17 protein-coding genes are annotated in these 17,377 nt (G+C 29.5%); all 17 read left to right on the plus strand.

The window, feature by feature from the left end; all coding sequences use genetic code 11:
• Positions 1-76: 76 nt before the first annotated feature.
• The 17 genes from AXY43_RS18850 to asrC all read left to right on the plus strand — a co-directional run bounded on the left by AXY43_RS18850 (position 77) and on the right by asrC (position 17,351).
• Positions 77-1,405, plus strand: a complete 1,329-nt coding sequence (locus AXY43_RS18850) for an ABC transporter substrate-binding protein (protein WP_023974048.1) — start codon at positions 77-79, stop codon at positions 1,403-1,405.
• Between the two features lie 66 nt (positions 1,406-1,471).
• Positions 1,472-2,350, plus strand: coding sequence for a carbohydrate ABC transporter permease (locus tag AXY43_RS18855; protein WP_023974047.1), 879 nt, complete (start codon positions 1,472-1,474; stop codon positions 2,348-2,350).
• Positions 2,350-3,177: a carbohydrate ABC transporter permease gene (locus AXY43_RS18860; protein WP_023974046.1), complete on the plus strand. Its 828-nt coding sequence runs from the start codon at positions 2,350-2,352 to the stop codon at positions 3,175-3,177. The genes AXY43_RS18855 and AXY43_RS18860 overlap by 1 nt, the downstream gene beginning before the upstream one ends.
• Before the next feature lie 129 nt (positions 3,178-3,306).
• Entirely contained in the window at positions 3,307-5,664 is a 2,358-nt protein-coding gene (gene yicI, locus AXY43_RS18865) for an alpha-xylosidase (protein ID WP_105411963.1), read from the plus strand.
• 179 nt (positions 5,665-5,843) lie between these two features.
• A complete protein-coding gene (locus AXY43_RS18870; RefSeq protein WP_077869270.1) occupies positions 5,844-7,619 on the plus strand; it encodes a M3 family oligoendopeptidase in 1,776 nt (591 codons plus the stop codon).
• An 88-nt stretch (positions 7,620-7,707) separates the two neighbouring features.
• On the plus strand, positions 7,708-8,466 hold the full coding sequence (locus AXY43_RS18875) for an EFR1 family ferrodoxin (RefSeq protein ID WP_023974043.1): 759 nt from the start codon (positions 7,708-7,710) through the stop codon (positions 8,464-8,466).
• Positions 8,467-8,574: 108 nt separating this feature from the next.
• Positions 8,575-9,342: a hypothetical protein gene (locus tag AXY43_RS18880; protein WP_105411964.1), complete on the plus strand. Its 768-nt coding sequence runs from the start codon at positions 8,575-8,577 to the stop codon at positions 9,340-9,342.
• A 270-nt stretch (positions 9,343-9,612) separates the two neighbouring features.
• Entirely contained in the window at positions 9,613-9,921 is a 309-nt protein-coding gene (trxA, locus tag AXY43_RS18885) for a thioredoxin (RefSeq protein ID WP_023974042.1), read from the plus strand.
• A gap of 132 nt (positions 9,922-10,053) precedes the next feature.
• Positions 10,054-10,533 carry a glutathione peroxidase gene (locus AXY43_RS18890; protein WP_023974041.1) on the plus strand — a complete coding sequence of 160 codons (480 nt, stop codon included), beginning with the start codon at positions 10,054-10,056 and terminating at the stop codon, positions 10,531-10,533.
• A 126-nt stretch (positions 10,534-10,659) separates the two neighbouring features.
• On the plus strand, positions 10,660-11,526 hold the full coding sequence (locus tag AXY43_RS18895) for an NAD(P)/FAD-dependent oxidoreductase (RefSeq protein ID WP_023974040.1): 867 nt from the start codon (positions 10,660-10,662) through the stop codon (positions 11,524-11,526).
• A gap of 174 nt (positions 11,527-11,700) precedes the next feature.
• Positions 11,701-12,141 carry a MarR family winged helix-turn-helix transcriptional regulator gene (locus AXY43_RS18900; RefSeq protein WP_011968123.1) on the plus strand — a complete coding sequence of 147 codons (441 nt, stop codon included), beginning with the start codon at positions 11,701-11,703 and terminating at the stop codon, positions 12,139-12,141.
• Positions 12,142-12,195: 54 nt separating this feature from the next.
• Positions 12,196-12,876, plus strand: coding sequence for a Crp/Fnr family transcriptional regulator (locus tag AXY43_RS18905; protein ID WP_011968124.1), 681 nt, complete (start codon positions 12,196-12,198; stop codon positions 12,874-12,876).
• 146 nt (positions 12,877-13,022) lie between these two features.
• Positions 13,023-13,715, plus strand: coding sequence for a Crp/Fnr family transcriptional regulator (locus AXY43_RS18910; RefSeq protein ID WP_023974039.1), 693 nt, complete (start codon positions 13,023-13,025; stop codon positions 13,713-13,715).
• A gap of 80 nt (positions 13,716-13,795) precedes the next feature.
• Positions 13,796-14,563, plus strand: a complete 768-nt coding sequence (locus AXY43_RS18915; protein WP_011968126.1) for a formate/nitrite transporter family protein — start codon at positions 13,796-13,798, stop codon at positions 14,561-14,563.
• A gap of 12 nt (positions 14,564-14,575) precedes the next feature.
• On the plus strand, positions 14,576-15,586 hold the full coding sequence (asrA, locus tag AXY43_RS18920) for an anaerobic sulfite reductase subunit AsrA (protein WP_077869271.1): 1,011 nt from the start codon (positions 14,576-14,578) through the stop codon (positions 15,584-15,586).
• Positions 15,579-16,373, plus strand: coding sequence for an anaerobic sulfite reductase subunit AsrB (gene asrB, locus AXY43_RS18925; RefSeq protein WP_023974037.1), 795 nt, complete (start codon positions 15,579-15,581; stop codon positions 16,371-16,373). Before asrA ends, asrB begins: the two co-directional genes overlap by 8 nt.
• A 12-nt stretch (positions 16,374-16,385) precedes the next feature.
• On the plus strand, positions 16,386-17,351 hold the full coding sequence (gene asrC / locus AXY43_RS18930) for a sulfite reductase subunit C (protein WP_017211747.1): 966 nt from the start codon (positions 16,386-16,388) through the stop codon (positions 17,349-17,351).
• Positions 17,352-17,377 lie beyond the last annotated feature (26 nt).

Here is a 17,377-nt window from a genome sequence, read left to right on the forward strand (position 1 = left end):
GATATTATAAGCATGTAGCCAATGTAAAGCATATCAGAAATGTGGACAAATATTTATATTAATGGGGGTATAGTTAATGAGTAAACGTTTATTAAAATTAGTTAGTGCGGTTTGTATGACAGCACTGATAGGGAGTGCTTTTGTAGGGTGTGGAAGCAGCAATGGAGATGGAAGTAAAAGTGCATCGGGAAGTGGAGATTCAGTTACATTAACATTTGGATCTCATCAATCAGGTCTTCCAACATCTGGAGTTGTACAGGATTTGGCAAAAGATTTTGAAAAAGAAACAGGAATTAAAATTGATTTTCAAATTTCTCCGGATGCTCAATGGCGTGATTTACTTAAAGTAAAGTTGGATTCTGGTGAAGCACCAGATATTTTCTGCGCGGATGCTGATCCTTTAAATCTAGTAACAAGAGTTAATCCTGAAAAATACGTATTAGATGTATCAAGTGAAGAATGGGTAAAGAGAATGGACCCAAATGTTCTTCCTTCAATCTCATACAATAGCAAAGTTTATGGTATCACTTTTCCAGGTAAAAAAATGTATTTCTATGTTTACAATAAAGAGATATTTGAAAAATTAGGCTTGAAAATACCAACTAATTATCAAGAATTCAAAAATGTATGTCAAAAAATAAAAGATTCAGGAGTTACTCCAATTTATGAAGGAACTCAAAATGGATGGCATCAAGTACTTCCATTATTTGAAACAGGAGCAATGTATCAACAAAAGCATCCAGACTTATACAATAAGCTTAATAAAAATGAAGTTGATTTAGATTCTATACCTGAATTACAAACTATAATCAATGAATTAAAAGAATGTGCTGATTTAGGTTTTTATGGAGATAATTACTTAAGTAATTCAGTAGAAAATGCAAAAGAAGCAATGGCAAAAGGAAAAGCTGCAATGTTTATAGCAGAATCAGCATGGAGAAATGAAGTGAAATCGGATTTTCCTGATTTTGACGTTAATAAGTTAGGTATATTTGCAATGCCTTGGGGAGATAACCAAACAATTGGTGTGAATCCTGCAAGTAATGCATATTTTATAAATAAAAATGGAAAGCATGTAGAAGAAGCAAAGAAATTCTTTGATTTCCTAGCAAAACCTGAGAACTTACAAAAACGTTTAGATGGACAACCAGGATTATCAGAATTATGCTGGCCTGAAGTAAAATCAAAATATTCAAAAGAGGACCAAGCATACATTGATTCATTGCAAAAAGGAATGGTTATGCAAGCTGGCGTTAAATATATTGACAGCCAATGGATGGATATTGGAAAAGACTTAGAGGCTATGTATAGTGGTTCATCAACTCCAAAGCAAGTATTAGAAACAATTATGAATAGAAGAACAGAACAAGCTAAATTACAAAAAGATCCTGATTGGGATAAATAATTACGGTTATATGAAAATAAGGTTTCTCCTTTTGAAACCTTATTTTATTAAAATGGAGGGATTTGAATGGACAGAAAAAAATTATATCCGTGGTACTTTACAAGCGGGGCTCTATTAATCTTTTTCTTACTTTGTTTTTTACCAGGAATTATAGGTATATTATATTCATTCACGGATTGGAATAATTTCACTGATAAGATCAATTTTATAGGATTCAAAAATTATGCTGAAGTATTGAAAGGTAAGCCAGAATACCGTGCATATTTGTGGAATACAGTATTATTTACTACAGTTACAACAATCATGAAAACGGTAGTTGGTCTAGCTTTAGCCCTATTATTAACACAAAAATTTATCAAACTAAAAAACTTTCATAGAATGGTTATATTTTCTCCTCAAGTAATGTCTTACTTAGTAGTGGGACTTGTTTTCAAAAGTATGCTACATCCAGATACAGGATTCGTAAATAATTTTCTTAAATCTGTAGGGATGGATTTCTTGGCTATGAATTGGCTGACTGATTTAAAAATTGTTTTTGCAACTGTCATGTCTGTAGATACTTGGAAGGGTATGGGGTACATAATGGTTGTAATTATTGCAGGATTGATGTCTATTTCTCCTGATTATTATGAAGCAGCAAATATTGATGGTGCTAATTTTTGGCAAAAGTTTCGATTAATAACCTTGCCATTATTAAAACCAATTATTATAAATGCAACTATATTAAATGTAACATATGGATTTAGAGTATTTGATATGATTTATTCATTAACTAACGGTGGACCAGGTAATGCAACAGGTGTAATTAATACTGCAGTTTATAAGGAGTTCTCTAAAGGAAATTATGCAATGGGTACTACATTATCAAGTATATTATTCTTTGCATTATTACTATTAGTATATTTCATTATAAAATCTATGGAAAATAAGGAGGTAGATGCATAATGGTAACTTTAAAGAAGTCAATTGGAAGCGTAATCGCAAATATAGTAACAATTTTTATAAGCTTATTAGTACTAATACCAATGGTAGTTTTATTTCTTAATTCTTTTAAGAGTCAAGGTGAATCAAATAAGATGTCGCTGTCTCTGCCTAAAGAATGGATATTTGCAAACTATAAAACAGTAATCGAACAGGGAAAATTGGTCTCATCGTTTTTAAACAGCCTTTTATATGCTACTTGTAGTGTTTTAATAATTGTAATTGTAGTAGCAGCAGCGGCGTTTGTTATTGCAAGAAATCGTAAAGGTATTAATAATTTTATATATTACTTTATCCTTTCAGGTATAGCGATACCAATTAACAATGTTGCATTAATGAAAGTTTTGCAGGCATTAAATCTTGTAAATACTAGATTAGGGATTATTCTTGTTTATGCAGCAATAAACATTCCTCTTAGCTTATTTTTATCATATGGGTTTATTTCAACAATACCTAGAGAGATTGATGAAGCCGCTGTTATTGATGGATGTGGACCAATTAGATTATTTATAAAAATAATACTTCCATTATTAAAACCGATTATTTCGACTTTATTTGTTTTGAATTTTATGGCTGTTTGGAATGACTTTACAATGCCTTTATATTATTTAAATAATTCTGCAAAATGGCCAATGACATTAGCGGTTTATAATTTCTTTGGAGCATTTGAAAATTCATGGAATTTAGTTAGTGCAGATATAATACTAACATTGCTACCTGTATTAATTATATTTATATTAGGGCAAAAATATATTGTTGGTGGTGTTTCAGCAGGGTCTGTAAAAGGCTAATAGAGCAGGAATGTTATAGTTAGATAATTTAGCATAGTTTAAATAGAAAGAATAAATAAAATAATAGAATTTATAAAGTTCCTAAAGACAAAAGCTTATTTAGGAAACAGAGTAGGAGCGTGTATTAATATGAAATTTAGCAATGGATGCTGGCTGGACAAGCCAGGATATCAGATATTTAGCCCTCAAGAAGTTTATAGTACTAAAATAGAAGAGGATGTTGTAACTCTTTATGCACCATGTAATAAGATAAACCAACGAGGAGATACATTAAAGGGGCCAGTTATAACATATAAAATCTCTTCGCCAATGGAAAATGTAATAAGAGTTAGAGCATATCATTTTATGGGACAACGAAAAAAGTCTCCAAACTTTGAAATTTATAAAGATGAGAAGGTTAATAGTTTAATAGAAGAAAATGAAAAAAATATAATATTTAAATCAGGAGATCTTAAAGCTGTAATAGATAAAGATGTATTTCAAATGAGCTTTTATAGAGGAGATAAAAAGCTAACGTCTAGTATGCCAAGAGGACTATCATATGTTAATACTGCTGAAGAAAGAGTCTTTATGAAGGTTCCAGAAGAAGGAGTCTTCATGAAGGAAGAATTACAATTATCCGTAGGGGAATTGGTTTATGGACTTGGAGAAAGGTTTACCCCTCTAGTAAAGAATGGCCAAAGCATAGATATATGGAATGAAGATGGAGGAACAAGTACAGAGCAGTCATATAAAAACATACCATTTTATATGACTAATAAAGGATATGGAGTATTTGTAAATCATCCTGAAAGGGTATCTTTTGAAGTTGGTTCAGAAAAAGTCACTAAAGTTCAATTTAGCGTTCCAGGAGAATATCTAGATTACTTTATAATTGGTGGAGAATCAATGAAAGAAGTAGTTGAAAATTATACAACACTAACAGGTAAACCAGCACTTCCACCAGCATGGTCATTTGGATTATGGTTAACAACATCTTTCACTACAAATTATGATGAAGAAACGGTTAATAGTTTTGTTGATGGCATGGCAGATAGAGATCTGCCACTTAGAGTATTTCATTTCGATTGCTTTTGGATGAAAGATTTTAATTGGTGTAATTTTGAATGGGATAGCAGAGTATTCCCAGATCCAAATGGAATGCTTACAAGATTAAAGAAAAAAGGATTAAAAATATGTGTCTGGATAAATCCATATATTGCTCAAGAATCAAAGTTATTTAATGAAGGTATGGAACACGGATATTTCATAAAGAAACCTAATGGTGATGTGTGGCAATGGGATTTATGGCAGCCTGCAATGGGGATTGTAGATTTTACAAATCCAGATGCATGCAAATGGTATTCAGGTAAGCTTAAAGAATTAATTGATATGGGAGTAGACTGCTTTAAGACTGATTTTGGTGAACGTATACCAACAGAGGTTGAGTATTTCGATGGATCAGATCCATATAAAATGCACAATTATTATACCCAAATATATAATAAGGTAGTATTTGAGACTTTAAAAGAAAATTTAGGAGACGATGAGGCAGCAGTATTTGCAAGATCAGCTACTGTTGGAGGACAAAAATTCCCAGTACATTGGGGAGGAGACTGTGAAGCGAATTATGAATCAATGGCAGAAAGTTTAAGAGGTGGATTATCTCTTTGCATGTCGGGCTTTGGATTCTGGAGCCACGATATAGGAGGTTTTGAAAGTACTGCAACAGCTGATGTATATAAGAGATGGGTTGCCTTTGGATTATTATCTTCTCATAGTAGGTTACATGGAAGCAGTTCGTATAGAGTACCATGGCTTTATGATGAAGAAGCTTGTGATGTGGTTAGATTTTTTACTAAACTTAAGTGTAGAATAATGCCATATTTATATAACATAGCTAATGATGCATCAAAAAGAGGTATACCAGCTATGAGAGCTATGATGTTAGAATTCCAAGATGATCTAGCTTGTAATTACTTGGATAAACAATATATGCTTGGAGATTCTATCTTAGTTGCACCCATATTTAATGAAGAGGGAGAAGCAAATTATTATTTACCAGAAGGAATGTGGACTAACTTCATAAGTGGAAAGAAATATAAGGGTGGAAGATGGATCAGAGAAAGACATGATTACTTAAGTGTACCTATGATGGTTAAAGAAAATAGTTTAATTGCTGTTGGAAATGAAAATTCTAAGCCGGACTACAATTATAGAGATAATGTATCAATTTTTGCCTATGAATTAAAAGAAAATAAGAAAACAACTACAAGTGTCGTAGACATGAAAGGCAACAAAGTTCTTGAAGTGGAAGTCACAAAAAATGAAAAAAGTATTATTATTGAATCTATAGGTACTGAAGGAGAATGGTCTTTAGTACTCAAGAAACTTTCTAATATAGAAAATGTTGATAATGGAGTACTTATTCATCAAGGAGAGGATACAATAATTAAATTTACAGATGGAAATTGCAAATGTAATTGTAAAATAGAGTTTAGCATGTAACAATTTTAATATAAAGCACATGTAATATATGTAAGAATCTGGAAGGTGAACTAAATTTATTATTAGTTAACTTCTAGATTTTTATTATATAATGAATATTTTATAACCTATAATTGATATTATAATGGTATATAATAAAGTTAGGAAAAAATATAAATACAGACTTGGAGTGAATATTTATGGAACTAAATTGGAGCCTAAAGGAAATATATCCGTCATTTGATGGCGATGAATTTAAACAAGACTTAAATAAATTAACAAATATTATTGAAGAAATCAATAAATGGGCATTAGAAGCTACTAAAAATAAAGATAACTTAGTAGAAAAATTAGAGGACTATATAAATAAATTTACAAAAGTAACAGACTTATCTAGTAGAATTAGTATTTTTATAAATCTAAGCTTAAGCGTAAATACAAAGGATAAGAATGCATTGAGGTATTCAGATATTTTAGAAAAGAAATTAACAAATTTAATTGGAAGTTCAGTTAAATTTGAAAGATATATTAGCAGCATAGAAGGCCTGGATGAAATAATAAGTAAGTCTAAGTTACTTAAGGAACATGAATTTATGTTAAAAAATATAGTTGAGCAAAGTCAATATTTGCTCAGCGATAAGGAAGAAAGTATAATTGCTAATATGAAAAATACAGGCTCAAATGCCTGGGCGAAACTTAAGGATAATTTGATTTCCACATTATTAGTAGAAATTGAAGAAGATAATGAAATTAAGCATATGCCATTAACAATGGTTTTAAATATGGCCTATGATAAGGATGCAACTGTAAGAAAAAAAGCATATGAAGCAGAAATAAAATCTTATAAAAAAGTAGAAGAAGGTGTAGCTGCGGCATTAAATGGAATAAAGGGTGAAGTTTTAACAGTTTGTGATTTTAGGGGATATAAATCTCCACTTGAAAAGACACTCATAGATTCAAGAATGAGTGAAGAGTCTTTAGAGGCAATGTTTTTAGCTATGAAAGAAAGTCTTCCGGTATTTAGGAAATACTTGAGAAGAAAAGGTGAAATGTTAGGTCATAAAAACGGACTACCATTTTATGATTTATATGCACCTGTTTGCGAAGCAGATATGAAGTTTACATACGAAGAAGGTACTAAATTTGTTGAAAAAAACTTCAGAACATTTAGTGACAACTTAGGAGATTTTGCAAGGAAAGCAATTGATAATCATTGGATAGATGTAAAACCAAAGGAAGGAAAAGTAGGTGGAGCTTTTTGCGAGAATCTACATTTCAATGGAGAGAGTAGAATACTCCTAAACTATGGCGATAATTTTGGAGATGTAGTAACTCTCGCTCATGAATTAGGTCATGGTTTTCACGGAGAGTGTTTAAATAATGAGACTACGTTAAATTCAGATTATCCAATGCCGATAGCAGAAACCGCATCTACATTTTGTGAAACAATAATAAAAAAGGCAGCAATAAAAGATGCTTCTAAGAATGAAGCTTTAGCAATCCTTGAAACTGAAATTAGCGATTGCACACAAGTTATTGTTGATATATACTCTAGATTCCTATTTGAAAAATCATTTTTCGAAGCTAGAAAAGGAAGTTCTTTAAGTGTTGAGGAAATAAATGATCTTATGCTGGATGCTCAAAGAGAAGCATATGGAGATGGATTAGATCCTGATTTTTTACATCCATACATGTGGACTTGGAAACCTCATTATTATGATGCCGAGTATAATTATTATAATTTTCCTTATGCGTTTGGATTATTATTTGCAAAAGGATTATATGCTGAATATTTAAAAAAAGGAAAAACTTTTTCGAAGGAGTATGAAAAATTACTTTCAATTACAGGAAAAAATAAAATAGCTGATGTAGCAAGAGTTATGGGCATAGATATAAATGATACAGAATTCTGGAGAAATTCTTTAAAAACTATAGAAGAGGATATAGAAGAATTTATAGATCTTAGTAATAAATAAGAAAAATTTTTATGGAATTATTCATCAAATAAATATATTTTTATTTGATGAATAATAGGTATAGTAGGGGTTAGAGGAGTAATTTTAAATGAAGATATTTTATAATACATCCACTGGTAATTCGTTGTATGTAGCAAAAATAGTAAAAGAAAGTTTTAAAAATTGTGAATTGGTATCTATGAGTAAGGCATTAAAAGAAAACAAGCTTGAAATTTGCGAAGATATTATTGGATTTATATATCCAATCCACTGTTCAGGACTACCAATTGTGGTTAATGAATTTATCTCAAAGTTAAAGATAAATAAAGATGCATATATCTTTGCAATTGGAGTTTCAGGAGGAGGAGGAGCAAATACTAGCTTTGTTCAAATTAATAAATTATTAAAAAGTAATGTTAAAATAAGTAATTATTGTACCATTAGGTATATTTCTAATTATATACGAGCAGGTAGAAATCCTACTAAAGCTAGAGCTGAGGAAACTATAAAAGAAAATGAAAGTAAGATAGTGGATTTTATAGAGTCAGTTAAGAGAAGAGATGCTAAAGAAATTAACTTTAAAGCTGGAATTGGAAATTTAGCATATAAGATATGGAAAGATTTTTATAGAAATAAAGATAGAAACTTTAATGTAAATGAGAAATGCATTAGTTGCAATATGTGTAAGAAAGTTTGCCCGGTAGATAATATCGTGATAGAAAATAATAGACCAAAATGGTTAGGAAAATGCACAGACTGTATGGCTTGTATAAATATATGCCCTAAAGAAGCAATAAATATAGGAAAGTCTACAATTAAAAAGAACAGATATTTAAATCCATATATAAAGAGAGAGGAATTAATATAGAGATATAAGATAAAAAAATAATATAAAAAAATCCTAAAAATGATAACATAAATGTAATAATATGGTAAAATATTTATATAAATAATATATGAATGGGGTTGTCAAGTAATGGGTTTTTTTAAAAAAGATGATATTCAAGAAAAAGAAGTTCAAGTAACTAATGAAACTAAAATTGAGAATTTAGAGATTGATAAAAGAATTTCTAAAAAGAAAAATTTATCTCTTTTTGATGTAGATACGATTCAGTATGTAATTAAAAATTTTCCATCCATATCCATTGAAATTCAAAGTGGTCTGAGCAACTTGGCAAGCATACTAGAAAATACCATAGACCACATTGAAGATAAGTCAAATGAAATAATTAAAAAAGATAGGGATTTTAAATTAAGTAAAGCTTATAGAGATACATCTATAGCTATATATAGCGTTGTTGAAAACATAAATGAATATGTTAAGTGGATGCAAGATGAATATGAGAAAAATATACAATCTGATGAAGAAAGTATTTGTAAGATAAGAAAAGATTTGGTGGAAATTAAGAAAGAAGCATCTATAGATAAAGAAAAACAAGAATTAAAAAATACCTTAATTAATGAAGAAGCTATAGAAATATATAAGGATTTTTCATTAAAAGAACCTAAAGCAATAAAGTTGGATGATAATATTATAGATGTTGAAGATTGGGATGACTTACTTGTTAAAACAGCTGAGGTACTTACAAAACAATATAAAAAAAATAAAAATATTAATAAGACTATGAAATCAATTAAACCAGTTGAAAAAAAATCTCCACAAAATTCTTTTAGGGATACTGTTATAGATATGCTAACGGAGTATAAGATAAATTTTGATGAATTTAAAGTTATAGTGAAGTAAGATATGTAGAGTAATTCTTGTATTTCAAATAAATCAGCTTACATGCAAAGAAATATTTGCATTTTAAGCTGATTTTTTATATAGTTAAATAATAATAAAAATATTGACAATGGATATTATAAAAAGTACAATATGATTATAAAAGATTGAGTTAAATTTAATTTATAAAAATTTATTTTTTTTATGAATAGTAAATATAAAAAAGTTTAAAATAGCTAGAGATATGTTTAAAAAAGCTTTAGTTTAATTTATAAGATGGAGGAATAAAGTATGAAAATAGTAGATACTAACGAATTTAAAAATGAAATAGAGAGTGGAGTTACAGTTGTAGATTTCTTTGCAACTTGGTGTGGACCTTGTAAAATGTTATCTCCAGTGCTTGAAGGATTATCAGGCGAAATGGAAGGAAAGGCTAAATTTATTAAAGTTGATATAGATCAAAGTTTAGACTTAGCGAATGAGTTTCAAATTTCAAGCGTTCCAACAATGATAATATTCAAAGATGGACAAAAAGCAGAGCAACTTATAGGATTTTTACCAAAAGAAAAAATTCAACAAGTAATTGAAAGTAATCTATAAAATATTTTCTACATTAAAAAACATAGTGCAATATTAAAATGTACTATGTTTTAATTTTCAATAAATAAGTTGAGTAAAATTAAATTTTATAAAGTTTACTTTTTAAGCATAATTATGTAAGGAGAGATAATCATGAATTTTTATAGTTTTTCTGCAAATAAAATGAATGGTCAAGAAGTAAAAATGGAAGAATATAAAGGGAAAGTAGTCTTAATAGTAAATACTGCGAGTAAGTGCGGATTTACACCACAATTTGAAGCGTTAGAAGATATTTATAAGGAATATAAAGATCAGGGATTAGAAATATTAGGTTTTCCATGCAATCAGTTTGCCAAACAAGATCCATCTAGCAATGAGGAAATAAATTCGTTTTGCAAATTAAATTATGGAGTTACTTTTACTATGTTTGAGAAAATTGATGTAAATGGAACTAGCGCACATCCGCTATATGAATTCTTGAAAAATAAAAAAAGAGGACTCTTTAATAAGGAGATAAAATGGAATTTTACTAAGTTTTTAGTTAATAAAGATGGAGAAGTTATAGGGCGATATTCTCCAACAACAAAGCCATCAAAAATTAAAGAAGATATTATAAATTTGTTAAATGCTTAAATTATTGCATTTTTGAAATAGACATTAAGTGGTGCAGAAGATATATTATAATTATATAGTTTAAATAAGATAGTTTATAATAGAAATAGGTTTATAATTAAATATACGTAAATGGAGGAAAAAAAGATGAGCGAAAGATATGATATAGCAATAATAGGAAGTGGACCTGCAGGTTTGTCAGCTGCATTGAATGCAAGAATAAGAAAAAAGAATTTTATAATATTTGGGAATAAGGAACTTACTAGTAAGCTTGCAAAAGCTCATGAAATAAATAATTATCTAGGCTTTTATAAAAAAAGCGGTAAAGAATTGCAAGAAGAGTTTAATAAACATTTAGAAGAAATGGATATAAATATAACTGAAGAGAGAATTAATAATGTATATGCCATGGGAGACTATTTTGCTTTAATGGTAAATGAAAAAATGTATGAAGCTACATCAGTAATATTAGCCACAGGTGTTGAATACGGAAAATTATTTGATGGAGAAGAAAGACTTCTTGGAAAAGGAGTAGGATATTGTGCAACTTGTGATGCTCCACTATATAGAGGAAAGGTAGTTACAATAGTTTCTTATAATAAGCATGAGGAAGAAGAGGCTAATTTTATTGCATCAATAGCATCTAAAGTAAATTATATTCCTATGTATAAGGAAAAAGTTGAGGTAGATCCTTCTATAGAAATTATAAATGATACACCAGTTGGAATTATAGGAGAGGATAAAGTAAGCAAGCTGAAGTTAAAGAATTCAGAAATTGAAACAGATGGTATTTTTATACTTAGAGATAGCATTTCTCCAGGGCAATTGGTACCAGGATTAAAGATAGTTGATAACCATATTGAGGTAGATAGATTAATGAGAACGAGTATCAAAGGATGTTTCGCAGCTGGCGATATTGTTGGAAAGCCATATCAATATATAAAGTCAGCTGGAGAAGGCAATATAGCCGCTTTATCGGCAGTAAGTTATGTTGATTCTGTTTCTAAAAAATAGTAAAGCTATAGAAATAAGATATGTTATCTATAATATTGAGCATAAGTAAGCTTTATGTATTGGACGAAAAGTGCTATATTAAAATTGACATGCCAAAGCAAAAAAGTTAAACTTACTTTGGTTTGTTAAAATTAAATTTATATAAATGATATGGCGGTTATAGGAGAATGAATTATGAATAAATCAAAAAAATATGAAAGTATCAAATTAGACAATCAAGTTTGCTTTTCTTTATATGCAGCATCAAGGGAAATAATAAAATTATATAAACCAATTCTGGATAAATTCAATCTAACATATACACAATATATCGCGATGCTGGTATTATGGGAAGATGAAAAGAGTACGGTTAAGGATATAGGACGAAGATTGCACTTAGATTCTGGTACATTGACGCCACTATTAAAGAAGATTGAAGGAATGGGATTAATAACAAGATATAGAGACACAAATGATGATAGAGTAGTAATTATTGAATTAACTGAAAAAGGAAGACTTCTAAAGGATGACATATTAGAAGTACCACGTCAAATAGTATGTAAAGCTAACATAACAACTGAAAGTGCTATTGAATTAAAAAGAAATTTAGATGAATTATTAAAATCTTTAGAGTAACTTTGACTGATTTTGTCTGGGCCCTGATTAGATATTTTTTGGAGGAATTTCTATATGGAAGATGTACTTAATAAATTAAAGGGAAATGAATTTTTTCAAGATTTAAGTGTTGAGGAAATTAGGGATCTTATTTCAAATATTGGATATAATTTAAGATCATATAAAAAGGGAGAAATTATTGCTAATGAAGAAGATGAATGCAATAGTTTAGGTTTTGTTTTAGAGGGGATAGTCGAAATTCAAAGAATATACCTTAGCGGAAAACAAATAATTCTAAAGAGACTAAGTAATGGAGATGTATTTGGTGAGGCATTAGTATTCTCAAAGAAATCAAAATATCCATCTACAGTTATAGCTTTTAGTGACTGTAATATACTTTATATAAGCAGAGCAGACATACTAAAATTATGTACAAGTGATGAAAGAGTATTAGGGAACTTTATGTCTTCATTGAGTAATAAGATATTTATGTTAAATTCAAAGATAAAAAGTATAGCGTTTAAAAGCATCAAACATAAAGTTATAAACTACATATTAGAACAGGCAAAGAGCCAAAAAAGTGAAATAGTTAAACTGAAAGAAAATAAAGAAGAAATTGCATCTTCACTAGGTATTCCTAGACCATCTTTATCAAGAGAATTAATGAATCTTAGAGATCTAAATTATATTGAGTTTGATAGAAATATAATTAAAATTTTAAATATTGAAGAGTTAGAAGCAGAATTATTTGATTAAAATGATATATATTGATATTTCATAAGGCAGAGGTATACGTAGAAATCATTAATATAAAATAATTTTATTATAATAGAATAATTAGGTTAGCTTACTATCGCAAATATTATTTTATTAAGTTTATAGTAAGTAATTAGGAGTTATTTATGAAAAATATTTCTGAAGAACAGTTAGAGGAGTTAGAAATTTTTAATAGTGTTTCTAAATCATCTTTAATTAAGCTTAAGGATTTTGGAGAAGTTAAAAAGTATCAGCCTGGAAATCATCTTTTTAGAGATAAAGAAGAAGTATCTACTTTATATGTAGTATTAAGCGGAAGTATATCTCTATATAAATTAAATGAGAATGGAAATAAACGTGTTATATTCATTTTGGGTAGAGGTAAAATGATTAATGATGTTATCATACAAGATTTACCATCGTCTATAAATTGTGAGATATTTGAAGAGTCTTACATATTAAGTTATGACAAATATACATTTTTAAAGATTATGGAGGATGATTTTATCCTTACCAAGAATGTTATGTTTTCATTAGCTATGAAAGTAAGAAGATTGTATAGGCAGCTAAAGAATGCAACAGGTGTAGTAAGAATGGAAAAGAAACTTGCGGCAAAACTTTGGAAACTTAGCAGAGATTATGGAGTTAAGTGTGAGGATGGAGTAACTATTAATATGAATATAAGTGTAACATATCTAGCAGATTTACTTGGCTCAAAAAGAGAAACTGTATCCAGATCACTAAAAATACTTTTGGACAATAAATTAATTAAGTATGAGAATAAAAAAATTAAAGTAATTGATCAAGATAAATTATCAAAATTTTTTAAAGCACCGTGATTTATATCACGGTGCTTTATTTATTAATAACTTATAATTAATTTATAGGTAAACGTATATATGAAAGGGGAATTTATAGTATGTTTTGTGAAGAATTTAACAGTGTAATTATGGCAGCCAAGGCAAAAGTTAATTTATTAAAGACAAATAAACTAGGATATTTCATAAGTTCAATGCTTGCAGGTCTTTATGTGGGTATGGGAATTATGCTTATATTCACGATAGGAGGATTATTAGGTGGTAGTGGATCACCTGCTACAAAAATAGTCATGGGAGTATCCTTTGGAGTTGCCCTTAGTTTAGTAATTATGGCAGGATCAGAACTTTTTACAGGAAACAACTTTATTATGACAGCTGCTTCTTTAAGAAAAGAAGTAAAGTGGACAGACACTATTAACATATGGATAGTTTGTTTTATAGGAAATTTAGTTGGTTCTATTATTGCAGGATATTTATTTTATGCTACAGGACTTACAGCTGGACCCGTTGGAGAATTTATTGCAAAAACATCAGCAGCTAAAATGAGTGTACCATTTTTACCACTATTAGTACGTGGGATTTTTTGTAATATACTAGTCTGCTTAGCTACATGGTGTAGTTTTAAATTAAAAAGTGAATCAGCTAAGCTTATTATGATATTTTGGTGTTTATTTGCATTTATAACAGCAGGTTTTGAACATAGTGTTGCCAATATGACTCTTTTGACAATAGGATTACTTAATCCGGGAGCTGCAAGTGTAAGCATTATGGGTTATGTGTATAACATAGGTGTAGTAACACTTGGAAATATGATTGGTGGAGCAGTATTTCTAGCACTACCTTATTATATAATTTCAAAAAAGAAGTAAAGGAGTAAGCTGATGGGATATAAATTAAGCAAAAATGATATTAATAAAGTATTCGAAGATTTATCAAAAGAATATGTAGTATATGCACCAAAATTATTTGAAGGTGAAGGTAGTTTCTCTGATACTGATAGAGTACGTTATGGTGAAATAAAAACAATAGATGATATAGTTTTTGATCAAAAGGCCCAATATTCATATAAGGAAGTATTACTTCCTATATCTCAAACACTTTTCTATTTCACAGAAGATTCCATAAAGGAAACAGATGCTCCTAAAAAAGGTGCTATCATTTTCTTAAGAAGCTGTGACTTACATGCGGTAAAACGTATGGATGACATTTATTTAAGAAATGGACAAGAAGATTATTATTATAAGAGAATAAGAGAAAATGCAAAATTTATTTTAATGGGGTGTGAAAACTCATTTGAAAATTGTTTTTGTGTAAGTATGGAAACAAATAAAAATGATGAATATAATGCATACTTAAAAGTAAATGGAGATAATGTATATGTAGATGTTAAAGATGAGGAGTTAGGAAACCTATTTAAGGTTGATGAAACTTTAGATGTTAAACCAGACTTTGTAACGGAAAATAGTGTAAAGGTTTCGATAACAGATAATCTTTCTTTAGATGTTATGAAATCAGATATGTGGAAAGAGTACAGTGCTCGTTGTATTGCTTGCGGAAGATGTAATTTTGTTTGTCCTACATGTACTTGCTTTACAATGCAGGATGTCTTCTATACTGATAATGGTAAAGCAGGTGAAAGACGAAGAGTATGGGCATCTTGCCATGTAGATGGATATACAAATATGGCTGGAGGACATAGTTTTAGGTTAGATAAAGGACAACGTATGCGTTTTAAAGTGCTGCACAAAGTATATGACTATAAAAAGAAATGGGGATATCATATGTGTGTGGGATGTGGAAGATGTGATGATATCTGCCCAGAATATATATCATTCTCTAACTGTGTGAACAAATTAAAAGATGGTATGAAAGAGGTGGCAGACAATGAGTAAAAATGAATATATTCCTTTTTTATCAGAAATTAAAGAAGTAATTAAACATACAGAAATAGAATATACTTTTCGAATGGAGTTTAATGGTGATGTAAAACCAGGACAGTTCTTTGAAGTTTCATTACCAAAGTTTGGTGAAGCACCTATTTCAGTAAGTGGTATTGGAGAGGGCACTGTAGACTTAACTATAAGACGTGTTGGAAAAGTAACTAATGAAATATTTAATAATTATGTTGGCGATAAATTATTTCTAAGAGGACCTTATGGTAATGGCTTTGATATTGAAAATTACAAAGGAAAAGAATTAATAGTTGTTGCAGGGGGAACAGGTCTTTCTCCAGTAAGAGGAGTTGTAGATTACTTTGCAAAAAATGCAGGTGAAGCAGAAAGCTTTACTCTAATTGCAGGATTTAAATCTCCTAATGACGTTTTATTCAAAGATGATATTAAAATGTGGAAAAGTAATATAAATCTTATTCTAACTGTTGATAATGCAGAAGAAGGATACAATGGCAATGTTGGAATGGTAACAAAATATATTCCTGATTTACTAATAAATGATATTAATAATTCAGCAGTTATTGTAGTAGGACCTCCTATTATGATGAAGTTTACTGTTGCAGAGTTTTTAAAACGTGGTATAGATGAAAATAATATTTGGATTTCACAAGAAAGAAAAATGTGTTGTGGAATCGGAAAGTGTGGACACTGTAAAATAGATGATACTTATATTTGTTTAGATGGTCCTGTTTTCAATTATTCAAAAGGCAAATTCTTAATAGATTAGGAGGGGTTAGTTGTGGATTTAAATACAAAGGCAATCAAGAAAAATGCTTTTAGAGTCACTAAAAAAAGAGGGATAACTGCCTCTAGAATTAGAGTTCCTGGAGGGCATTTAGATGCGGAATTATTAGGAATGATACAAGAAATATCACAAAAGTATGGTGATGGAACTGTTCATATAACAACACGTCAAGGTTTTGAAGTACCAGGTATAAGCTTTGAGGATATGGATAAAGTAAATGAATTGTTACAACCAATTATTGAAAAATTAGAAATAAATCAAGAAATACCAGGCAAAGGATATACTGCTGCAGGAACTAGAAATGTATCAGCATGTGTTGGAAACAATGTTTGTCCGTTTGCTAATTATAATACAACTAATTTTGCAAAGAAAATAGAAAAAGCTATTTTCCCAAATGATTTACATTTTAAAATCGCATTAACAGGATGTCCTAATGATTGTATTAAAGCAAGAACACATGACTTTGGGATAATTGGAATGACAGAACCACAATATAATATTGATAGATGTGTAAGTTGCATGGCATGTGTGAAAGCTTGTAAGAAAAAATCAGTAGGAGCACTTGAAGCTATTAACTATAAAATAGTAAGAAATAAAGAAAAATGTATTGGTTGTGGTGAATGTGCAAATGCATGTCCTACAGGAGCATGGACAAGAAGCAAAGAAAAATATTATAAGTTAGTTCTTATGGGAAGATCAGGTAAGAAGAACCCTCGTCTTGCAGAAGATTTCTTAATTTGGGCTGATGAGCAAAGTATAATTAAAATAATATTAAATACTTATAAATTTGTTGAAGAATATATAGACAAAGATGCTCCAGGTGGAAAAGAGCATATTGGTTATATAATTGATAGAGTTGGATTTGAAGAATATAAAAAGTGGGCATTAAAGGATGTAGAATTCCCGGAAAAAACTATCATCAAAGAACGTATTTATTGGAGTGGAATACATTTCTGCTAGAATTAAATGTATTGCGAATCGTCTGA

It is taken from the genome of Clostridium sp. MF28, assembly GCF_002969175.1.
GTDB lineage: Bacteria > Bacillota > Clostridia > Clostridiales > Clostridiaceae > Clostridium > Clostridium beijerinckii.